Here is an 18,291-nt window from a genome sequence, read left to right on the forward strand (position 1 = left end):
CCCCTTAACGTTTTAGGTTTACGAGTTCTTGAAGGATTTCATCGGATGTGGTGATGATACGAGTGTTCGCTTGGAATCCACGCTGAGCAACAATCATTTCTGTAAATTCTTCAGACAGGTCAACGTTAGACATTTCAAGAGCACCAGCCATTAATTTTCCACTTCCCCCATTTCCAGCTGTTACTGCTGTAGGAGTTCCCGAGTTGAGCGTTTCAATAAAAAGGTTATCCCCAAATTTTTCAAGACCATCAGGATTCGCAAATATACTGATTTCTAATGTTCCTGCCGTTTGTAAATTACCAGCATTGTCTACATAACTTACTACACCAGCTGAGTCAATACTAAAACTTTGGGCATCTGAAGGTATTGTAATATCTGGCACAACATTTAGTCCGCTGCCATTTACTAATTTTCCTGTTTCGTCTAAATAGAAGTTACCTGCTCTTGTATAAAAGTCAGTTGTACCGTCAGATACAGTAAAATAACCAGATCCGGAAATAGCTAAATCAAGTGGACGGTTAGTAGATTGAATACTTCCTTGTGTAGAAATAGTATCAATTGTAGATAATGTTGAACCTAAACCAACCTGCTTTGGATTTACACCGCCTCTTGTACCATCATTAGCTTTTGCACCTTGAATCGTTTGACTCATCATATCGGAAAATACTGCTCTCCCCTTCTTGAATCCGTAAGTATTGACGTTAGCGATGTTATTACCAATTACATCTAATTTAGTTTGAAAGTTTTTCATTCCACTGATTCCTGAATACATTGAACGTAACATGTTATTTTCCCCTTTCAATTATAGGTGGCGTCTGTCGGTCGGCACACCTTGGCTTCCTGTTAAGGTCCAGCCTGATAAATGATTAATCTAAAATAATGGTTCCATTAATATTGGTAAATATCTGAGAATTTGCTTCATCACGATTCATTGCTGTGATAACTGTATTATTTGGGACATTTACAATTAATGCTGCATTATTGGTAACCACCAATGAATCTCGAATTCCCTTCGTTTTTGCTTCTGTTATTTTTGTTTGGATTTCTTTCCATTTAGAATCTTGAATGTTAATGTTTCTTTCATCTAATCTTTTTTGTGCATGCTTACTTATTACTAAGCCTGACTCTTTTGCTAGAGTATCTTTAAAAGAAACGGTAGGCTGCTCTCTATGCTGCACTTTGTTCCGTGTTTGTAATGACAAAGGATGATTTTGTATTTGTAGAATACGATGATCCATCTTTACACCTCCTATTCTTCCTCGTTAGAAGGCTCCTTCACTTTTAAAATTTCATCACTATAAATCTTAGTTCCGCCCTTTAACTCTAGCTCAATATATCCTGATTTTTGTGATACAGATGTTACAATTCCTTGTCCTTTATTGATGATTTCATTTCCATTCTCATCTTCAGTTTTAAAGCTGTATTCAACTTCTTTTCCTATCATAGAGCTATATTTTAAAAGCTGTTCACCCTTCTGGCTAGTCACGAATTTCTCTAACGTACTATTCATATTTGTCATTTGTTCAAGTGAAGTAAAAGTCGCCATTTGAGCAATAAAATCCTTATCTTCCATTGGATTCATCGGATCTTGGTTTTGGAGCTGTGTCATTAAAATTTTCAAGAAATCATCTTTTCCTAAAATATCATTTCCAGTTTTTCTTTCTTGCTTCAGATTTGAAAGGTAAAGACTTGAATCTATTTTTGTAGTCACATTCATCACCACCTAAACTTTAATATTGACGAGCTCATCCAATAGAGCAGTTGTAAAGGAAACATCCTCATTAGGTTCTTGATTATTTTGTTCCTTCTGTTGTCCTCCTGATTGCTGACCTTGTTGTTCATTTTCTCTTTGCAGATTTCTTTCAGTTTGATACTGAAGCTGTGTTGAAACTTCAATTTTTTCGACCGAAATGTTTTGTGCTAAGAAGGTATGTTTTAGGTTTGTTAACTGTGACTCTACTAAATCCTTTGCCTGACTCGTTGAAGCCAAGATTCTTGCAATCATACCTGCTTCACTTTGAAGAATTTCAATTCGTAGTGAACCAAGATGTTCTGGATATAAGTTAATTAATAATTTTTGTTGCCCGCCGCTATTCAAAAAGCTACTTCTTGCTAGGATGTTTTGAAACTGTTTAATGAATTGTTGCTGATTCGGTAACGGTTTACTCGTTTGTTCAACGTGTAAAGTAAATTGCTCAACCTTAGAAAATTGGTTGGAATTGATATCACCTACAGAAATGGCTTCATTTGAAGTTCCTATAACTTGGTGTGAACTTGCTTTTTGCATTAATTTATCAGCTGTAACCGCCTGTGTCGTTTCAATCCCTTTTGGTGCCGCAAAATATCTCGAGTGCACAGTTTGCAAATATTGAAGACGCGACTGAGATTCAGTCAATGGTTTCTCGACTAAAGCAGTCTTGTTTTCTAGCGATTGCATCAACTCTTGAATAAGCTTAAGTGACTTTAAATCGGTTGGGTCCTTTGAAACTTGAGGACTTGTAGTCAATTCCTCGTTAGACGCGATCTTCATTTGCTTTAGTAGTTTTAATAGATCAACGCTATCGATGACTGGTTTTTCTTCTACTAAATGTGTAACGACTAAAAGCAATGCAGATTGTTCAGCCTCTCCATACGTTTGTCCAACTTCCAGCTTGATTTCACCATTTTGAATTCCAGTGATAAATCCTTTTATTTGGTCGACCAAATCAGATGGAAGTGTAAGAAATACATCTTCTAAAACAGATAAATCGAATTCTTCCTTTATAAAAGACTGAAATTCAGATAAAACTTGGTTGGTTGAAGCCATAGATAAGGAATCCTCTTCTTTTACTGCGCCAAAACTAGGAGTAAGCTTTAGCTTAGAATCTTTGAAAAGTTTAGGATCGCTCTCTGTAATAGCATCTAATTTTTCGCGAAAAGACAATTGTAAAGTACTATTTCCTTGGAGTAAGCCATTACCCAGACTTGAATTAACAGCCTTTCTAATTGTTCCTGTTGATGGTTCCAAATTCACTACCATATTCACATTACTTCACCTCCTTTCAAGTCTGTCCAACCATTATTGGGTAATTAATTGAGTGAATTTCGCTGCATCCTCAGGCGACATTTTTTCAAAGATTGCGGCTAGTTTTTCTGTATCAATACTTGTAAGTATCTCCCTTGCCTCATCTTCTTTTAAATTTGGAATAATTTTTGCCGCATTTTTCGGAGACATCAGCTCATACATTTTGGTTAATTCATTTAATGATTTGCTTTTAGCTAAACGTTCTTCCTGGAGTTTTGCAAGCTCATCTGAAAGGTTATTAATTTCATTCTCTAATGTCTCAATTTCATCGCTCTTTGTTACCAATTCATTTTCCAATTGCGTAATTTTCTTTTCTTTTTCCTGTATCTCAGACTCTAAATCAGCGATTGCTATTTCATCCTCTTCTGGATTCTGCTCTTTTTTTTCATCACTAATAAGAGAACTAATTGCTGGTACTTTGGCAACGAAATCTTTCATAGCTCCAAGTGGCTTTAAACCAGCAACAGAAAGAAGTGCAAAAACTACAACTAAAGTAAAGATAGACGGTATAAGAATGACAAACAGGAACCATTGAAATCTGCTGTATTCTTTTTCGTTTGTCTCCATTTGATCACCTATCTTCCTTTTGACATATATTGTTGGATTGAAATTTCATCCATCATATGACTTTCTTGCATTTTTAATAGTCCCTCATGTATAGCAAAATCTTTTTCATGCATGATTTCGTATTTCTTAACCTCAATATTTTTTTCGGTTAGCAATGTTTGTAGCTGTTGCATTTTGTTCCTTGCTTTTATAACAAGATTTTGGTAATACATTATTGTTTTTTCTAAGCCAGTAATGAAAGACTGTTGTTGCCGAATGCTCTGAATGGATAAACCACTTTGTAGCTGCTGTCTTTGATTTTCTTCTAGTATTTCCTTCTTTTTTAAAGAATCGTATAAAGCTTCTGCAGCTTCTTCGAATTCTTTAACAGATGATTTATAATCTGAGAGAACTTGATTCTTCTCATTTTCTTTTATCGACATAACTTTTTGAAATTTAAACTTATAACTCATTTGTTTTATTCACCTTTTTCGGCCAATTGTGCCAATAAGTGTAAACTTTCTTCAAACGTGAATTTCTCATCAGTTTGTTGTTTTAAGAAAGAAAGAATCTTTGGATAATACCTGATTGCTTCATCAACCTCAATTGAAGAACCCCTTTTATAAGCCCCAATATTGATTAAGTCTTCTGAATTGAGGTAAGTGGCCAAAATCCCTCTAATTTTTTCAGCATAAGATTTATGTTCGCTTGATGTAATTTGATTCATTACACGACTAATCGATTTTAATACATTTATTGCAGGATACTGACCTTTGTTAGCTAAACTTCGATCAAGAACAAAATGCCCATCAAGTATACCCCGGACCGTGTCCGCAATCGGTTCATTCATATCATCACCGTCTACCAGTACTGTATAAAAAGCAGTAATTGAACCTAAATGATTGGTACCAGTTCTCTCCAATAGTCTAGGAAGTGTTGTAAACACACTCGGTGTATATCCCTTTGTGGTTGGTGGTTCCCCAATCGCTAAGCCAATTTCCCTGCTTGCCATTGCAACTCGGGTGACAGAATCCATCATTAACATGACATCTAAACCTTTATCCCTGAAATACTCTGCAATCGCTGTAGCAGTCATTGCTGCCTTAATTCGAAGAAGAGCTGGCTGATCTGAAGTTGCCACCACAAGAATCGATCTTTTAAGACCCTCTTCACCCAAATCCTTTTCTATAAACTCTCTTACCTCTCGACCACGCTCTCCAACAAGTGCAATTACATTAATGTCAGCAGTTGTATTTCGAGCAACCATTCCCAATAATGTACTTTTACCAACACCACTCCCTGCAAAAATACCAACACGTTGTCCTTTACCAACCGTTAAAAGGGTATCAATCATTTTGACACCAACCTCAATTGGCTCTTGAATTGGAGGACGAGATAGTGGGTTAGGAGGATCCTGTTCAGTAGGTGCCGACGACAATCCTCGAGGCAGTCCACTTCCATCAAGGGGATGTCCTAACGGGTCTAATACTTTACCAAGTAAACCTGAGCCTACTTTTATATCTAGTGGATTGCCAGTCGCTTCGACAATGCTGCCTGGTGAAATATCCTTCACATTTGAAAATGGCATTAAGATTACATGCTCCTCACGGAAACCGACTACCTCAGCTTGAATACATCTTTTATGTGTTAAGCCCACATAAATATGACATAAATCGCCGATCGAACATTCCGGCCCACGAGATTCTATCATTAAGCCAACAACTCTCGTCACCTTACCGTACCGCTTATATGCATCGATTGTATGGATTTGATCTAGCAGCTCGATTGCCTTCACAAACTATTCCTCCAATAGCAAAGAAAGAAGTTTTTCTTTTATCTCTGTAAGCTGAATGTCTACACTTGCATTAATCTTTCCAAAGGATGATTCAATCACACAATCTGCTTCTTTGAAATCTTCATTCGGATAGATAAAAAGATCAGTTTCCCGATTAAGGATGGCAATTAACTCCTCTTTTTGCTCTATTACATATTGAAAATAATGTGGGCTGACCTGAATTGTAATGTTAGAATGTTCCTTTACTTCTTTCGTCGCCTTTTTAACAAGAAAAACAAAGTCCTCCGGTTTCTCAGAAAGATGAGACCCGATAATTTTTTCTGCTACTGTCAAGCCGAGCTTAACAATGACTTCTTCGGAAGAATCAAGGTATTGATCATAATCTTGCTTTGATCGATCAATAATTTTACGAGCCTCAGAAAGTAAATCTCTATATTCTTGATAGCCATGTTCTCTACCCTCAATCAATCCAGCTTGAAAGCCATCTTCTGATGTTTTTTTGCTTAACAATTGTTTTTCTTCTTCCCATTCACGTTTTTCTACTAATATTTGTTGCCTAAGTGAGTTGGAATAGGAAATCGCATCTTTCACAATTTTATCCGCTTGTTCTCTAGCCTCATCTATTATTTCTTGAGAGACTAACTGTGGATTTAGCTGTGGTTCGACTTGATTCGTCTCTTTTGTTTGTAGAACTTTAAGTCCGATAACTCTCTTAGGAGAATCATTTGTCGTCTGCAATGAACCTGACTTAATTACGTTAGACAATAATATCATCTCCTCCGCCACGAGCGATGACAATTTCACCTGCTTCTTCGAGTCTACGGATAACCGTTACTATACGAGTTTGTGCTTCTTCAACGTCACGCAATCGAACCGGCCCCATATATTCCATTTCTTCTTTAAATGTTTCAACCATTCGCTTCGACATGTTTTTGAAGACAATTTCCTTGACTTCCTCACTTGCAACACGAAGGGAAAGCATAAGATCTTCATTCTCAACATCCCGAATCACGCGTTGGATTGCACGATTATCAAGTGTCACTATATCTTCAAATACAAACATTCTCTTTTTAATTTCTTCAGCAAGTTCTGGATCTTGTATTTCGAGTGCATCTAATATCGTTCTTTCAGTCGAGCGGTCGACACCATTTAATACCTCGACAACTGCCTCAATACCACCTGTTTGTGTATAATCATGTGTCACTGTAGCAGAGAGTTTTCGCTCTAAGATTTGTTCAACCTCATTGATAATCTCAGGTGAAGTTCGATCCATAATGGCGATTCTTCTTGCGATATCTGCTTGAACTTCTTGCGGCAATTCAGATAATATTTGTGCAGCCTGCCTTGAATCCAAATACGATAAAATTAAGGCAATTGTCTGTGGGTGTTCATTTTGAATGAAATTCAAAATTTGACCTGGGTCTGCTTTCCTTGCAAAATCAAACGGTTTAACCTGTAATGAAGATGTTAGTCGATTAATGATAATTCCTGCTTGCTCCTCACCCAGTGCTTTTTCGAGTACTGTTTTTGCATACCCAATCCCACCTTGAGTGATATAGTCTTGGGCCATCGCAATTTGATGGAACTCTTCCATAATTTGTTCTTTCGTATTGGCTTCCACCTTGCGAACGCCTGAAATTTCTAATGTTAGTTTCTCAATCTCTTCCTCTGAAAGATGCTTATACACTGAAGCTGAAACATCCGGGCCAAGTGAAATGAGGAGAATGGCCGCTTTTTGTTTTCCAGTAAGTCCCATTTGCATATCTCGTTTTGCCATTTCTCCACCTCCTACTCGTCTGCTAACCAAGAACGTAATAATTTCGCAAAATCTTCAGGTTTATCTTTCGCAAGCTTCTCCAATTGCCTTCTTCTAACCGTTGTTTCCGATTCTTTTTCTTCATTAACGTCTGGAATATGATCAAAGAATACAGGTGCTGATTGAGGGATTTCTTCTTCAATCTCTGTTTCTTTCTTTTTACGTAAAAATAAGAATAATAGAATGATTAGGCCAAGGACTAAAATACCACCTACAATATAAACCCATAAAGGGATTGCTTTAATGGTAGGTGATTCAGTAACAGTGGTCGTTTTCCCACTAAATTCTTGAACAGAAACGACAATTTTATCCTGAATCTCTTCTTGTGTTAATTCAGTATTTTCATCTTGGTTAATACTAGTACTTACGATAGTGCTCAATATTCTCTCGATATCATCGACACTTTCCTGTGGCATAGTGGTCGGATTTTTCGGGTCTGGCGCTTCAACCATTACCTGGATTCCTAAATCTCTAATTTTATAAGGTGCTTCAACAATATTTTTTGTAATACGGTTCACATCTTTATTCACACGTTCTTCGATTCGTTCATAATCCCCATTACCAGCTTGTCCATCAGCATTATAGGATGGAATATCTGTTTCTCCGGTCCCAACAACTCCACCGGCCTGTGCCCCTTCACCTGTATAGGTTTCAGTAATACGCTCAACACTAATTTCGATCCCATCCATATTTTCAGGGTCAACTGGTGTGACTAAATTTTCTTGACGGTTTTCTTGTGTGAAATCAATATCCGTAGTAACAGATACAAAAACCTTATCTGGTCCCATCATCGTTCCAAGCATTTGCTGTACCTGTCTTTGAATATCTCTTTCAATCTCACGTTTCAAATCAAGCTGTGAGGCTACATTTCCAACAACTGATACATTTCCTTCATTTTCTAAGTCAAAATACTCAAAGTTTTGATTCGTTATGACGATATTATCAGTAGGCAAGTTAGGAATACTTTTTGAAACTAAGTGATATAAGGATTTTATTTGCTGTGCGTCCAACTTATATCCAGGTTTCGTGTTAAGAACGATTGATGCGGAAGCCTCTGCTTGGCTATCCTTCACAAAAATCCCTTCGTTTGGCATACTGATCATAACGTTCGCATCGTTTATCCCATCGATGCTCTTGATCATATTTGCTAATTCAGTTTGAGTGGATTCTAGTTTTAACATATTAAATTCATTATCGGTCATCCCAAAACCAGCATTTTGACCAAAAAATGAATAATCAATGTTACCACTATCCGGTATTCCTTCTGCCGCAAGTTCGACCATTAAGGGTTCTACCAATTCCTCTGGAACCTTAATGGTCGATCCATTATCCGCTATTTCAGATTGAATTCCTCTTGAATCTAACGTCGCTTTTATTTGCCCTGTTTCCTGTGGAGATAAATTGCTATACATAGGAACTAGGTTTGTTTTCGTTGTAAAAAACACAGTAAGCGAAATAATGAAAATGAAAAGCAATGGCAACCCAATTATTGTAGCTTTTTGAAAGCCGGACTGTTTTTTCCAAAACTCTCCTATTTTTGTCTTATATAATAGTAGTTTCTCTTTCATGACATACCCCTAAGTAGAATATTTAAATCCCGGATTAAACCTGCATCCTCATGATTTCTTGGTATGCTTCCACAACTTTGTTTCGAATTTGAAGTGTCGTTTGCAATGACACACTAGCTTTCTCAGAAGCAATCATTACTTGGTGTAAATCTACATTTTCACCCTTAATAAGCTTTTCGGTCATTTTATCCGAAGTCTGTTGAGCTTCATTTACATTATTTATGGCATCTTTTAAAAAGCTGCTAAATTCCTTTTGAACAGCATTCGCAGTCTTTGGCTGCATAATAGGCTTCGACAAAACCTGCGATGTTGCAATATTTATCTTATCAATCATGACTAATCACCTATTTTCCTATTTCTAAAGCTTTCATTAACATTCCTTTTGACGCATTAAAAACTGTTACATTCGCTTCGTAGGATCTAGTAGCACTCATCAGGTCGACCATTTCCTTTAGAGGGTCTACATTCGGAAGAGCCACATATCCGTCAGCATTTGCTTCAGGATGATCTGGGTTATAAACGAGCTGAAATGGGGTTTGATCTTCGACGATACCTGTCACCTTAACGCCATTTCCTGCTTTTGATTGATTCATTGCTTTTGATAAGTGGGAAGAAAAGCTGTTACCTTGTGGCTGCTGAACAACCATTTTCCTTCTATACGGTTGCCACTGCCCATCTACAAGTTTCCCTCTTGTTGTATCCACATTTGCCATATTAGAAGAAATAACGTCCATTCTAAGTCGTCCCGCAGTTAGGGCTGAGCTACTTGTATTGAGGCTATGAAAAATTGACACCTTTAGTTCCCTCCTTTTACGACTGTTTTTAATGTATTGAATTTCCCGCTAATTCTTTGTGTTATCGCATTATAATAGATTTGGTTTTCTGCTAATAGTGCCATTTCCTTATCGATATCGACATTATTACCATTATGGTTATATGCAGTATCATTCTTTGCAATGAGTGGACTGTTCGAACGTTTGCTGTTTGTAAATTCCATATGTTTTTCATTTGTTCGATTAGCTCGCATTAGGCTGTCCGTCTCATTAGCAAGAAGGTTTTTAAAGCTCACATCTTGTGCTTTATAATTTGGTGTATCCACATTTGCTATATTATTTGAAATGACCTTCTGTCTTAAAGCTGAATAATCCAAAGCTTTTTCAAGCGAATGTATTGTATTTGAAAAAAGTTTCATATAGACCCCTCACAAAAAAGTACTATCATTCGAATAAATATAACGAATCGTATTAACTCCTTTATCATTGTAATGAAATTAATTCTATCTGTCTATGAAGCTTACGATAAAAAGTGATAATTTTCGACAATTTAGGACTTTCTACTCATGGTTTCTGTTTATAATTATAGAATTTCATAGGAGGAGTTTCATCTGTTTTTTACAAAAATCGTCAAGTACATATTTCCACTTCAAATAATCGACAAATTATGTTACGAATCGCTTTTATGATAATCATACAAATAAAAAAACGAAGATGGGAAATCCATCTTCGTTTTTCTTATTATTTAATGTGATTTTAGTTTTTCTAATTCAAGTAAGAATTTATCGTTTAGTACTTTAATGTACGTACCTTTCATTCCTAGTGAACGAGATTCAATTACACCAGCACTTTCAAGCTTTCTTAATGCGTTAACGATAACTGATCTTGTAATTCCCACGCGGTCTGCAATTTTACTTGCAACTAGTAATCCTTCGTTGCCATTTAACTCTTCAAAGATATGTTCAATTGCTTCAAATTCACTATAAGATAATGAGCTGATCGCCATCTGCACAACAGCTTTACTTCTAGCTTCTTCTTCAATTTCTTCCGCTTTTTCACGGAGAATTTCCATACCAACAACTGTTGCACCATATTCAGCTAAAATAAGGTCATCATCTTCAAATCTTTCATCTAGTCTTGAAAGGATGAGTGTTCCTAATCGTTCTCCACCACCGATTATAGGTACAATCGTTGTTAATCCATTCTTAAACAATTCCTTATTCTCGATTGGAAAAGCAGTATAATCACTTTCAATATCGAGATTAGATGATGTTTCGTGAATGTTGAATAAGCTTTGAGTGTACTCTTCAGGGAAATGACGATCCTCAATCATTTTCTTAATTCTTTCGTTTTCAATCGTTTGCTTGATGGCAAAACCAAGAAGTTTTCCACGACGACTTAATAAGAAGGTATTCGCTCCAATTACGTCGGTTAAAGTTTCTGACATTTCCTTAAAGTTAACTGGTTTACCTGCTGCATTTTGCAGCATTGCATTAATTTTTCTAGTTCTTTCTAATAATTGCATTTTTCTTGTTCCTCCTGATAATCTTACAAAATAAACTGACTTAAATCTTTGTTCTTCACAATTGTACTCAATTTCTCATCGACATATTGAGGAGTAATTGTGATTTGTTCCATCGTAATGTCCGGCGCTTCAAATGATAAATCCTCTAATAGCCTCTCCAAAATTGTATGTAGACGACGAGCACCAATATTATCTGTATCCTGATTCACTTGAAAGGCAACTTCAGCTATCTTACGAATAGCATCGTCAGAAAATTCAAGTTGTATACCTTCTGTTTCTAATAATGCTGAATATTGTTTCAATAGTGCATTATCTGGCTCAACTAAGATACGGTAGAAATCATCTACTGTTAACTTAGTTAGCTCAACACGAATCGGAAAACGACCTTGTAATTCAGGGATTAAATCTGAAGGCTTTGACATATGAAAAGCTCCAGCTGCAATAAAGAGCATATGATCTGTTTTAACAGAACCATATTTAGTGACAACTGTTGAACCTTCTACAATCGGTAAAATATCACGTTGGACTCCTTCCCTTGAAACATCTGCAGAAGAAGAATTATGACTTTTACCTGCAACCTTATCGATCTCATCGATAAAAATAATACCTGACTGTTCAGCACGGTTTACAGCTTCTTGTGTTACCTCATCCATATCAATTAGCTTGGCTGCTTCTTCATTTGTTAAGACTTTACGAGCTTCTTTAACTGTTAATTTACGCTTTTTGCGCTTTTTCGGCATGAGGTTGCTTAGTGCATCCTGCATATTCATTCCCATATTTTCCATACCAGAGCCTTGTAATAGGTCGAACATAGATGCCTGTTGTTCCTCTACTTCGACAGTTACATAATAATCCTCGAGTTCACCAAGTGCAAGCTTATGCGCCATTCGCTTTCTTCGTTCACTCAAGCTTTCTTCTTCATTTGTTTTCTCTACTTCAGGCTCAGTGTTATTGCCTCCAAAAAGCATCTCAAGTGGGTTTTTATAAGATGTTTGCTTTTTAGAGCTTGGGACAAGTAGTTCAACAATTCGTTTATTTGCATTTTCCTCAGCACGTTCGGAAACTTGAACCACTTTATCCTCTTTAACGAGGCGAACTGACGTTTCTACTAAATCTCGAACCATTGATTCAACATCGCGTCCGACATATCCAACTTCAGTAAATTTCGTTGCTTCTACTTTGATAAAAGGTGCACCAACTAGTTTTGCTAGTCGTCTTGCTATTTCAGTTTTACCAACTCCAGTTGGCCCGATCATCAAAATATTCTTGGGTACAATTTCATCTCTTAGCTTTTCATTAAGCAGGTTACGACGATATCGATTTCTTAATGCCAATGACACAGCTCTTTTTGCTTCATGTTGGCCAATAATGTATTGATCTAATTTTTCTACAATCTGTCTTGGGGTTAGATTCGTCTTCAAAGTAGTCCCCTCCTTATAGTTCCTCAACTATAATATTTTCATTTGTATACACACAAATTTCACTTGCAATTTCTAATGAAGCTTTTGCAATTTCTCTTGCAGTTAAATGATCACCTGAATATTTTTTCAATGCACGTCCTGCAGAAAGCGCGTAATTCCCACCAGAGCCAATTGCCAAAATCCCATCATCTGGCTCAATTACTTCACCAGTTCCAGATATAAGAAGCAAATCCTTCTCATCCATCACAATGAGCATTGCCTCTAATTTACGAAGAACTTTGTCGCTTCTCCATTCTTTTGCAAGTTCAACTGCTGCCCTTTGCAAATTTCCATTAAACTCTTCTAGGCGTCCTTCAAACATTTCAAATAGGGTAAACGCATCTGCGACCGACCCTGCAAATCCGGCAATAACCCTTCCTTGAAATAGTTTTCGTACCTTTCTTGCTGTATGTTTCATAACAACGGCATTTCCAAAGGTAACTTGACCATCACCTGCCATTGCTGATTTTCCTTTGTGTTTTACAGCGAATATTGTTGTTGCATGAAAATTAGACATTTCTCAAACAACCTCCTTATGCACGTGGATGTGAGGACTTATAGATATTTCGCAAATGATCCTTTGTAACATGTGTATACACTTGTGTTGATGACAAACTTTCATGACCCAGCAGTTCTTGTACAGACCTCATATCAGCGCCCTCGTTTAAAAGATGTGTAGCAAAAGTATGTCTTAATACGTGTGGACTAATATGAATTGTAGAAGATGTGTTCTTTATCATATTATTTAAGATTAACCTGACTCCTCTTGTTGTTAGAGGTCCACCCCGGAAATTAAGAAATAAATGGTTTGTATGTACTGAAGCTTTTTCAAGTAATTCCTTGCGACCTATGGATATATAGTTCGTTAGTGCTTGTTCAGCATAGCTTCCAAAAGGGACATATCGCTGTTTATTTCCCTTCCCGTGAACAAACACAATCCCAGTTGAAAAGTCCAAGTCCTGGAGTGTAAGCTTACAGCATTCACTCACACGGATTCCAGTCGCATAAAGTAACTCAAGTATAGCTTGATCCCGTTGCCCTAAGCTAGTTGAAACATCTGATACTCTAAATAGCTTTTCCAATTCTTCTTCATATAAAAAATGGGGAAGTCTTTGTTCCCTTTTCGGTAATGACACCAGAATAAAAGGATTTTGAGAAATATGCTTTTCCCTTAAGAGGAAATTAAAAAAACTGCGCAATGTTGATATTTTTTTTGCAACAGTACGTCTTGCATATTGTTTCTTATAAAGCTCAGTTAGATACAAACGCACATCGGAATATGTTACGTCAGTAAGATTTGAGATCGTTTCTCGTTTCATAAATAAGAAAAAGTGTTCAATTGACTGTTCATAATGCACAATAGTATATTCTGAATAATTTTTCTCGATTTGTAAATATTCTTTGAATAACTGTAACGATTTGTTCACATCTTCCAATATTTTCACCTCACAAGGGCTACTAAATATTATCACAATTTAGTAGCCCTTGCAAATAAAAACTCTGATTTTTTTACAAAATTCTGAATTGCGTAAGAAATCCACTTTTTTCTGATGAAAAATGGAAAGTGGTGAGCTGTAAGTTGCTCACCACCACATGTTACTTCTGCGTTTCTTCTTTATAATCACAATGGGCACATTGTACCTGAATTCCTTTTTTGAGTTTTTTCTCAACTAACAGGTTGTCACACTTCGGACATTTCCGAGCAAGTGGTTTATCCCAAGATAGGAAATCACATTCTGGGTATTGATCGCAACCATAAAAAATTCTTTTCTTCTTGCTTTTTCTCTCAACAATATTCCCTTTTTCACATTTCGGACAAGGAACCCCGATTTCTTTAACAATCGGTTTTGTATTGCGACAATCTGGAAAATTGGAACAGGCCATGAATTTGCCATAGCGACCCATTTTATAAACCATAGGATGACCACAGTTTTCACAATCCACGCCTGCAGGCTCATCCTTAATTTCTACTTCCTTCATTTCTGATTCTGCAATTTCTAATCTCTTTTCAAAGTCCTGATAAAATTCATCAATTATTTTGATCCATTCTGTTTTTCCTTCTTCAATTTCATCAAGGTCATGTTCCATTTTCGCTGTAAATTTTACATCTAAAATTCTCGGGAAGAATTCAAGCATTAACTCATCCACGATTTCCCCTAATTCGGTAGGAACAAACCGTTTATTATCTAAGGACACATAGCCCCTTTTCTGAATCGTATCAAGAGTTGGTGCATAAGTGGAAGGTCTTCCTATTCCAAGTTCCTCCATGGTTTTAACAAGTCGAGCTTCCGTATATCTAGGAGGTGGCTGTGTAAAGTGTTGCTTCGGATCAATATCTGTAGCAAATACACGGTCACCCTCTTTTAAATCAGGTAGCATATTCTCTTTTTCTTCAACATTGTCATCATTACCCTCAACATAAACCTTCATAAATCCAGGGAATTTAACTTTTGAACCAGTGGCTCTGAACACAACGTCTCCATAATTTAGGTCAACGCTCATCGTATCCATAATTGCGGAAGCCATTTGACTTGCTACAAATCGTTCCCAAATCAATTTATATAATCTTAATTGATCTCTGCTTAAATATTGTTTCACACTATTTGGTTCTCTGAAAACTGAAGTCGGGCGAATCCCTTCGTGAGCATCCTGTGTATTCGCACCTTTTTTCTCTTTTCTTTTCGTATCTGTTAAAAATTGTTTTCCAAACGTCTGTTCAATATATTGGGAGCTTTCCTCAACGGCTGTATCTGAAATTCGAGTTGAATCTGTACGCATGTATGTGATTAGACCAACTGTTCCTTCCTTACCTAGGTCAATTCCTTCATATAATTGTTGTGCTAGCATCATTGTTTTCTTTGCACGGAAATTTAATTTACGTGCTGCTTCCTGTTGTAGGGAAGACGTAATAAATGGTGGTGCAGGATTTCTTTTTCGCTCTTTTTTTGTGACAGAAGTAATGGTAAATGACTTCGCTTTCTTAGAAATCACTGCTGTTAACTCTTCATCGCTTCCAGAGAATTCAGCTTCAATTTGAGAAAGGATATCTTCTACCTCAGTCACATTTGTTAACTCTAATTTTTTTCCATTTACACCGTAAAATTGCCCTTCAAATTGTACATTTTCATTTTCTTTTAAAAAGTTCGCTTTGATTGACCAATATTCTTCCGGTTCAAAATCTTGAATCTCTTTTTCTCTATCAATAATTAATCTAACTGCAACTGATTGAACTCGTCCTGCACTTAAACCCTTCTTTACTTTCTTCCATAGCAATGGGCTAATATTATAGCCTACTAATCTGTCAAGAACACGTCTTGCTTGTTGTGCATCTACTAGCGCCTGATTAATTGGACGTGGATGTTTAAAGGACTCTTTAATGGCATCCTTTGTAATTTCGTTAAAAACAACTCGACAATCAGAGGTTATATCAAGATCTAACGAGTGAGCCAAATGCCAAGCGATTGCTTCCCCTTCGCGATCGGGGTCAGCTGCTAGATAAACTTTCTTTGCCTTCTTTGCGGCTGTTTTTAATTCCTTTAATACAGGGCCTTTTCCACGAATTGTAATATATTTTACTTCAAAATCGTTTTTTGCATCTACACCCATTTGACTTCTTGGGAGATCTCGTACATGCCCCATTGAAGCCTTTACCTTGTATTTTTTTCCCAAATATCTCTCAATTGTTTTTGCTTTTGCTGGTGATTCAACTATGACTAAATAGTCCGACATGTATCGCTTCCTCCTTAGAGGTTAAATTAATTTTCCATTTATAATAAATTTTACCTAAGTTAATAATAAATCCTCCATATTATTAAATATTCATGTACCGTTTGTCAAACTGTTAAATTTATTTTTATACATTTTAACTAGTTGTTTTTATTCAAAAGTACGAATTTCTGATAAAATATCCTCGCTTGTAAGGACTAATTTTGCTCCAGATTGGATTAACTTATTTGTTCCTACACATGAAGGTTCTAATATCGAACCTGGTATCGCAAAGACCTCTCTGCCTTGGTTTAGAGCTTGATCAGCGGTAATTAAAGAACCGCTTCTTTCTTTTGCTTCAACAACAAGAGTTCCTTGAGTTAAACCACTAATAATTCGATTTCGCATCGGAAACTGCCATTTTTCAGGCTTTGTGGATGGGGGATATTCAGAAATAAGTATATGATTCTGAGTGATGGTAGTTGCCAACTCTTTGTTCTCGTGAGGATAAATATGATGAAGACCGCCAGCGATGACTGCAATTGTCTTTCCATTATTTCGGATTGCTAATTGGTGTCCCATTGTATCAATACCACGCGCTAAACCACTAACCAATACCCAATTTTGCTTAATCAAAGGTTCTAAGACCTTTTTCATACTCTGTAAACTTGTTGATGATGGTGTACGTGAACCAACAACACTTAATAATTTCTTACTATTTAATAAGGATTTGTCTCCAAGCGTATAAATGACCCATGGTGGATCAAAAATCTGTTTCAATAGTCTAGGATACTCTTGATCAAATATGGTAATAATCCCAACATTATTATCGCTATATTGTTTTAGCATACTTTGGATTGATAAAGAATGCAAATCTTTTAGAAAAATAGTTAGTTGATTTTTAGACAATGGAAGGATTTTTTCATAAAAGGATGGGGAGTATTTATAGATATTGGAGAGGGTCAAATCATGCTGTAGAATTTTATAAATTGATTTCCAACCTATTCCTCGACAGTGATGAAGGTGTATTAATTTTTCTCGAAATTTGTCCATATATTCTCCTTTTTTTCATCAGAAAAAGACAGTTCTTAGACAAGAACTGCCTCTTTCAAGTATTTATTAGTGAGTTTTACACTTTTCGTATAAACCTTTTTCTTTAAGAACAGAAATTAAAGTTTCACCCATTACTGATGGTGTTTCAGCGACCTTAATTCCACATTCATTCATTGTTTTGATCTTTTCAGCAGCAGTACCTTTACCACCCGAAATAATCGCACCAGCATGGCCCATACGCTTTCCTGGAGGTGCAGTTTGGCCACCGATAAATCCAACAACTGGTTTAGTCATGTTTGCTTTAACCCATTCAGCAGCTTCTTCTTCAGCTGTTCCACCGATTTCACCAATCATGATAACCGCATATGTTTCTTCATCTTCATTAAATGCTTTTAATACATCGATGAAGTTCGTTCCGTTTACAGGGTCTCCACCAATACCTACTGCAGTTGTTTGACCAATTCCAGCTTGAGTTAATTGATGTACAGCCTCATATGTTAATGTACCAGAACGTGATACAACACCTACATGCCCTTTTTTATGGATATACCCAGGCATGATTCCGATTTTACATTCATCAGCAGTGATTACACCTGGACAGTTAGGACCTACTAAACGAGTCTTCTTACCTTCCATATAGCGTTTCACTTTCACCATGTCTAATACTGGTATATGCTCAGTAATACAGATTGCTAAGTCTAATTCAGCATCAACTGCTTCGATAATTGCGTCTGCTGCAAATGGAGCAGGAACATAAATTACTGATGCTGTTGCACCTGTTTGTTCTACTGCTTCTTTTACAGTATTAAATACAGGAACACCTTCTACTTCAGTTCCACCTTTACCAGGTGAAGTACCACCAACAATTTTAGTACCATATTCAAGCATTTGTTTTGTATGGAATAATGCAGTAGCACCTGTTATCCCTTGAACAATTACTTTTGTATCTTTATTAACAAAAACACCCATGTTTGTCCCCTGCCTTT

The 18,291-nt window shown here is 36.6% G+C and carries 20 protein-coding genes; all 20 read right to left on the reverse strand.

Going from position 1 to position 18,291, the window contains the following annotated elements; genetic code table 11:
- Positions 1-4 precede the first annotated feature (4 nt).
- The gene (gene flgG, locus CKK03_RS13100) at positions 5-784 is read right to left on the reverse strand and encodes a flagellar basal body rod protein FlgG (RefSeq protein WP_099363011.1); all 780 of its coding nucleotides are present in this window, start codon (positions 782-784) and stop codon (positions 5-7) included.
- Positions 785-866: 82 nt separating this feature from the next.
- Positions 867-1,238 (reverse strand): TIGR02530 family flagellar biosynthesis protein, encoded by a 372-nt coding sequence (locus CKK03_RS13105; RefSeq protein ID WP_099363012.1) that lies wholly within the window; start codon positions 1,236-1,238, stop codon positions 867-869.
- 11 nt (positions 1,239-1,249) lie between these two features.
- The gene (gene flgD, locus CKK03_RS13110; RefSeq protein WP_099363013.1) at positions 1,250-1,711 is read right to left on the reverse strand and encodes a flagellar hook assembly protein FlgD; all 462 of its coding nucleotides are present in this window, start codon (positions 1,709-1,711) and stop codon (positions 1,250-1,252) included.
- 12 nt (positions 1,712-1,723) lie between these two features.
- Positions 1,724-3,019, reverse strand: a complete 1,296-nt coding sequence (locus CKK03_RS13115; protein WP_245864130.1) for a flagellar hook-length control protein FliK — start codon at positions 3,017-3,019, stop codon at positions 1,724-1,726.
- 39 nt (positions 3,020-3,058) lie between these two features.
- Positions 3,059-3,631, reverse strand: coding sequence for a MotE family protein (locus CKK03_RS13120; RefSeq protein WP_099363015.1), 573 nt, complete (start codon positions 3,629-3,631; stop codon positions 3,059-3,061).
- A gap of 8 nt (positions 3,632-3,639) precedes the next feature.
- The gene (gene fliJ, locus CKK03_RS13125) at positions 3,640-4,083 is read right to left on the reverse strand and encodes a flagellar export protein FliJ (protein ID WP_099363016.1); all 444 of its coding nucleotides are present in this window, start codon (positions 4,081-4,083) and stop codon (positions 3,640-3,642) included.
- A 5-nt stretch (positions 4,084-4,088) separates the two neighbouring features.
- Positions 4,089-5,405 carry a flagellar protein export ATPase FliI gene (fliI, locus tag CKK03_RS13130; protein WP_099363017.1) on the reverse strand — a complete coding sequence of 439 codons (1,317 nt, stop codon included), beginning with the start codon at positions 5,403-5,405 and terminating at the stop codon, positions 4,089-4,091.
- A gap of 3 nt (positions 5,406-5,408) precedes the next feature.
- Complete coding sequence (fliH, locus tag CKK03_RS13135) at positions 5,409-6,170, reverse strand: flagellar assembly protein FliH (protein WP_180271247.1); 762 nt, start codon at positions 6,168-6,170, stop codon at positions 5,409-5,411.
- The gene (fliG, locus tag CKK03_RS13140) at positions 6,163-7,182 is read right to left on the reverse strand and encodes a flagellar motor switch protein FliG (protein WP_099363019.1); all 1,020 of its coding nucleotides are present in this window, start codon (positions 7,180-7,182) and stop codon (positions 6,163-6,165) included. Before fliG ends, fliH begins: the two co-directional genes overlap by 8 nt.
- 11 nt (positions 7,183-7,193) lie before the next feature.
- A complete protein-coding gene (fliF, locus tag CKK03_RS13145) occupies positions 7,194-8,789 on the reverse strand; it encodes a flagellar basal-body MS-ring/collar protein FliF (RefSeq protein ID WP_099363020.1) in 1,596 nt (531 codons plus the stop codon).
- A 34-nt stretch (positions 8,790-8,823) separates the two neighbouring features.
- A complete protein-coding gene (gene fliE / locus CKK03_RS13150) occupies positions 8,824-9,123 on the reverse strand; it encodes a flagellar hook-basal body complex protein FliE (RefSeq protein ID WP_099363021.1) in 300 nt (99 codons plus the stop codon).
- Positions 9,124-9,133: 10 nt separating this feature from the next.
- The gene (flgC, locus tag CKK03_RS13155) at positions 9,134-9,577 is read right to left on the reverse strand and encodes a flagellar basal body rod protein FlgC (RefSeq protein WP_099363273.1); all 444 of its coding nucleotides are present in this window, start codon (positions 9,575-9,577) and stop codon (positions 9,134-9,136) included.
- 8 nt (positions 9,578-9,585) lie between these two features.
- The gene (gene flgB, locus CKK03_RS13160) at positions 9,586-9,981 is read right to left on the reverse strand and encodes a flagellar basal body rod protein FlgB (RefSeq protein ID WP_099363022.1); all 396 of its coding nucleotides are present in this window, start codon (positions 9,979-9,981) and stop codon (positions 9,586-9,588) included.
- Positions 9,982-10,307: 326 nt separating this feature from the next.
- On the reverse strand, positions 10,308-11,087 hold the full coding sequence (codY, locus tag CKK03_RS13165) for a GTP-sensing pleiotropic transcriptional regulator CodY (protein WP_099363023.1): 780 nt from the start codon (positions 11,085-11,087) through the stop codon (positions 10,308-10,310).
- Between the two features lie 23 nt (positions 11,088-11,110).
- The gene (gene hslU, locus CKK03_RS13170; protein WP_099363024.1) at positions 11,111-12,508 is read right to left on the reverse strand and encodes an ATP-dependent protease ATPase subunit HslU; all 1,398 of its coding nucleotides are present in this window, start codon (positions 12,506-12,508) and stop codon (positions 11,111-11,113) included.
- Between the two features lie 13 nt (positions 12,509-12,521).
- Positions 12,522-13,064 carry an ATP-dependent protease subunit HslV gene (hslV, locus tag CKK03_RS13175; protein WP_099352410.1) on the reverse strand — a complete coding sequence of 181 codons (543 nt, stop codon included), beginning with the start codon at positions 13,062-13,064 and terminating at the stop codon, positions 12,522-12,524.
- Positions 13,065-13,080: 16 nt separating this feature from the next.
- Positions 13,081-13,983 carry a tyrosine recombinase XerC gene (gene xerC, locus CKK03_RS13180; protein ID WP_099363025.1) on the reverse strand — a complete coding sequence of 301 codons (903 nt, stop codon included), beginning with the start codon at positions 13,981-13,983 and terminating at the stop codon, positions 13,081-13,083.
- Positions 13,984-14,143: 160 nt separating this feature from the next.
- The gene (topA, locus tag CKK03_RS13185; protein ID WP_099363026.1) at positions 14,144-16,276 is read right to left on the reverse strand and encodes a type I DNA topoisomerase; all 2,133 of its coding nucleotides are present in this window, start codon (positions 16,274-16,276) and stop codon (positions 14,144-14,146) included.
- Between the two features lie 147 nt (positions 16,277-16,423).
- Complete coding sequence (gene dprA / locus CKK03_RS13190) at positions 16,424-17,305, reverse strand: DNA-processing protein DprA (RefSeq protein WP_099363027.1); 882 nt, start codon at positions 17,303-17,305, stop codon at positions 16,424-16,426.
- A gap of 66 nt (positions 17,306-17,371) precedes the next feature.
- Positions 17,372-18,274 (reverse strand): succinate--CoA ligase subunit alpha, encoded by a 903-nt coding sequence (gene sucD, locus CKK03_RS13195; RefSeq protein WP_099352406.1) that lies wholly within the window; start codon positions 18,272-18,274, stop codon positions 17,372-17,374.
- Positions 18,275-18,291: the final 17 nt, after the last annotated feature.

This window comes from Fredinandcohnia onubensis (assembly GCF_002734215.1).
In the GTDB taxonomy this organism is placed as follows: Bacteria; Bacillota; Bacilli; order Bacillales; family Bacillaceae_L; genus Ferdinandcohnia; species Ferdinandcohnia onubensis.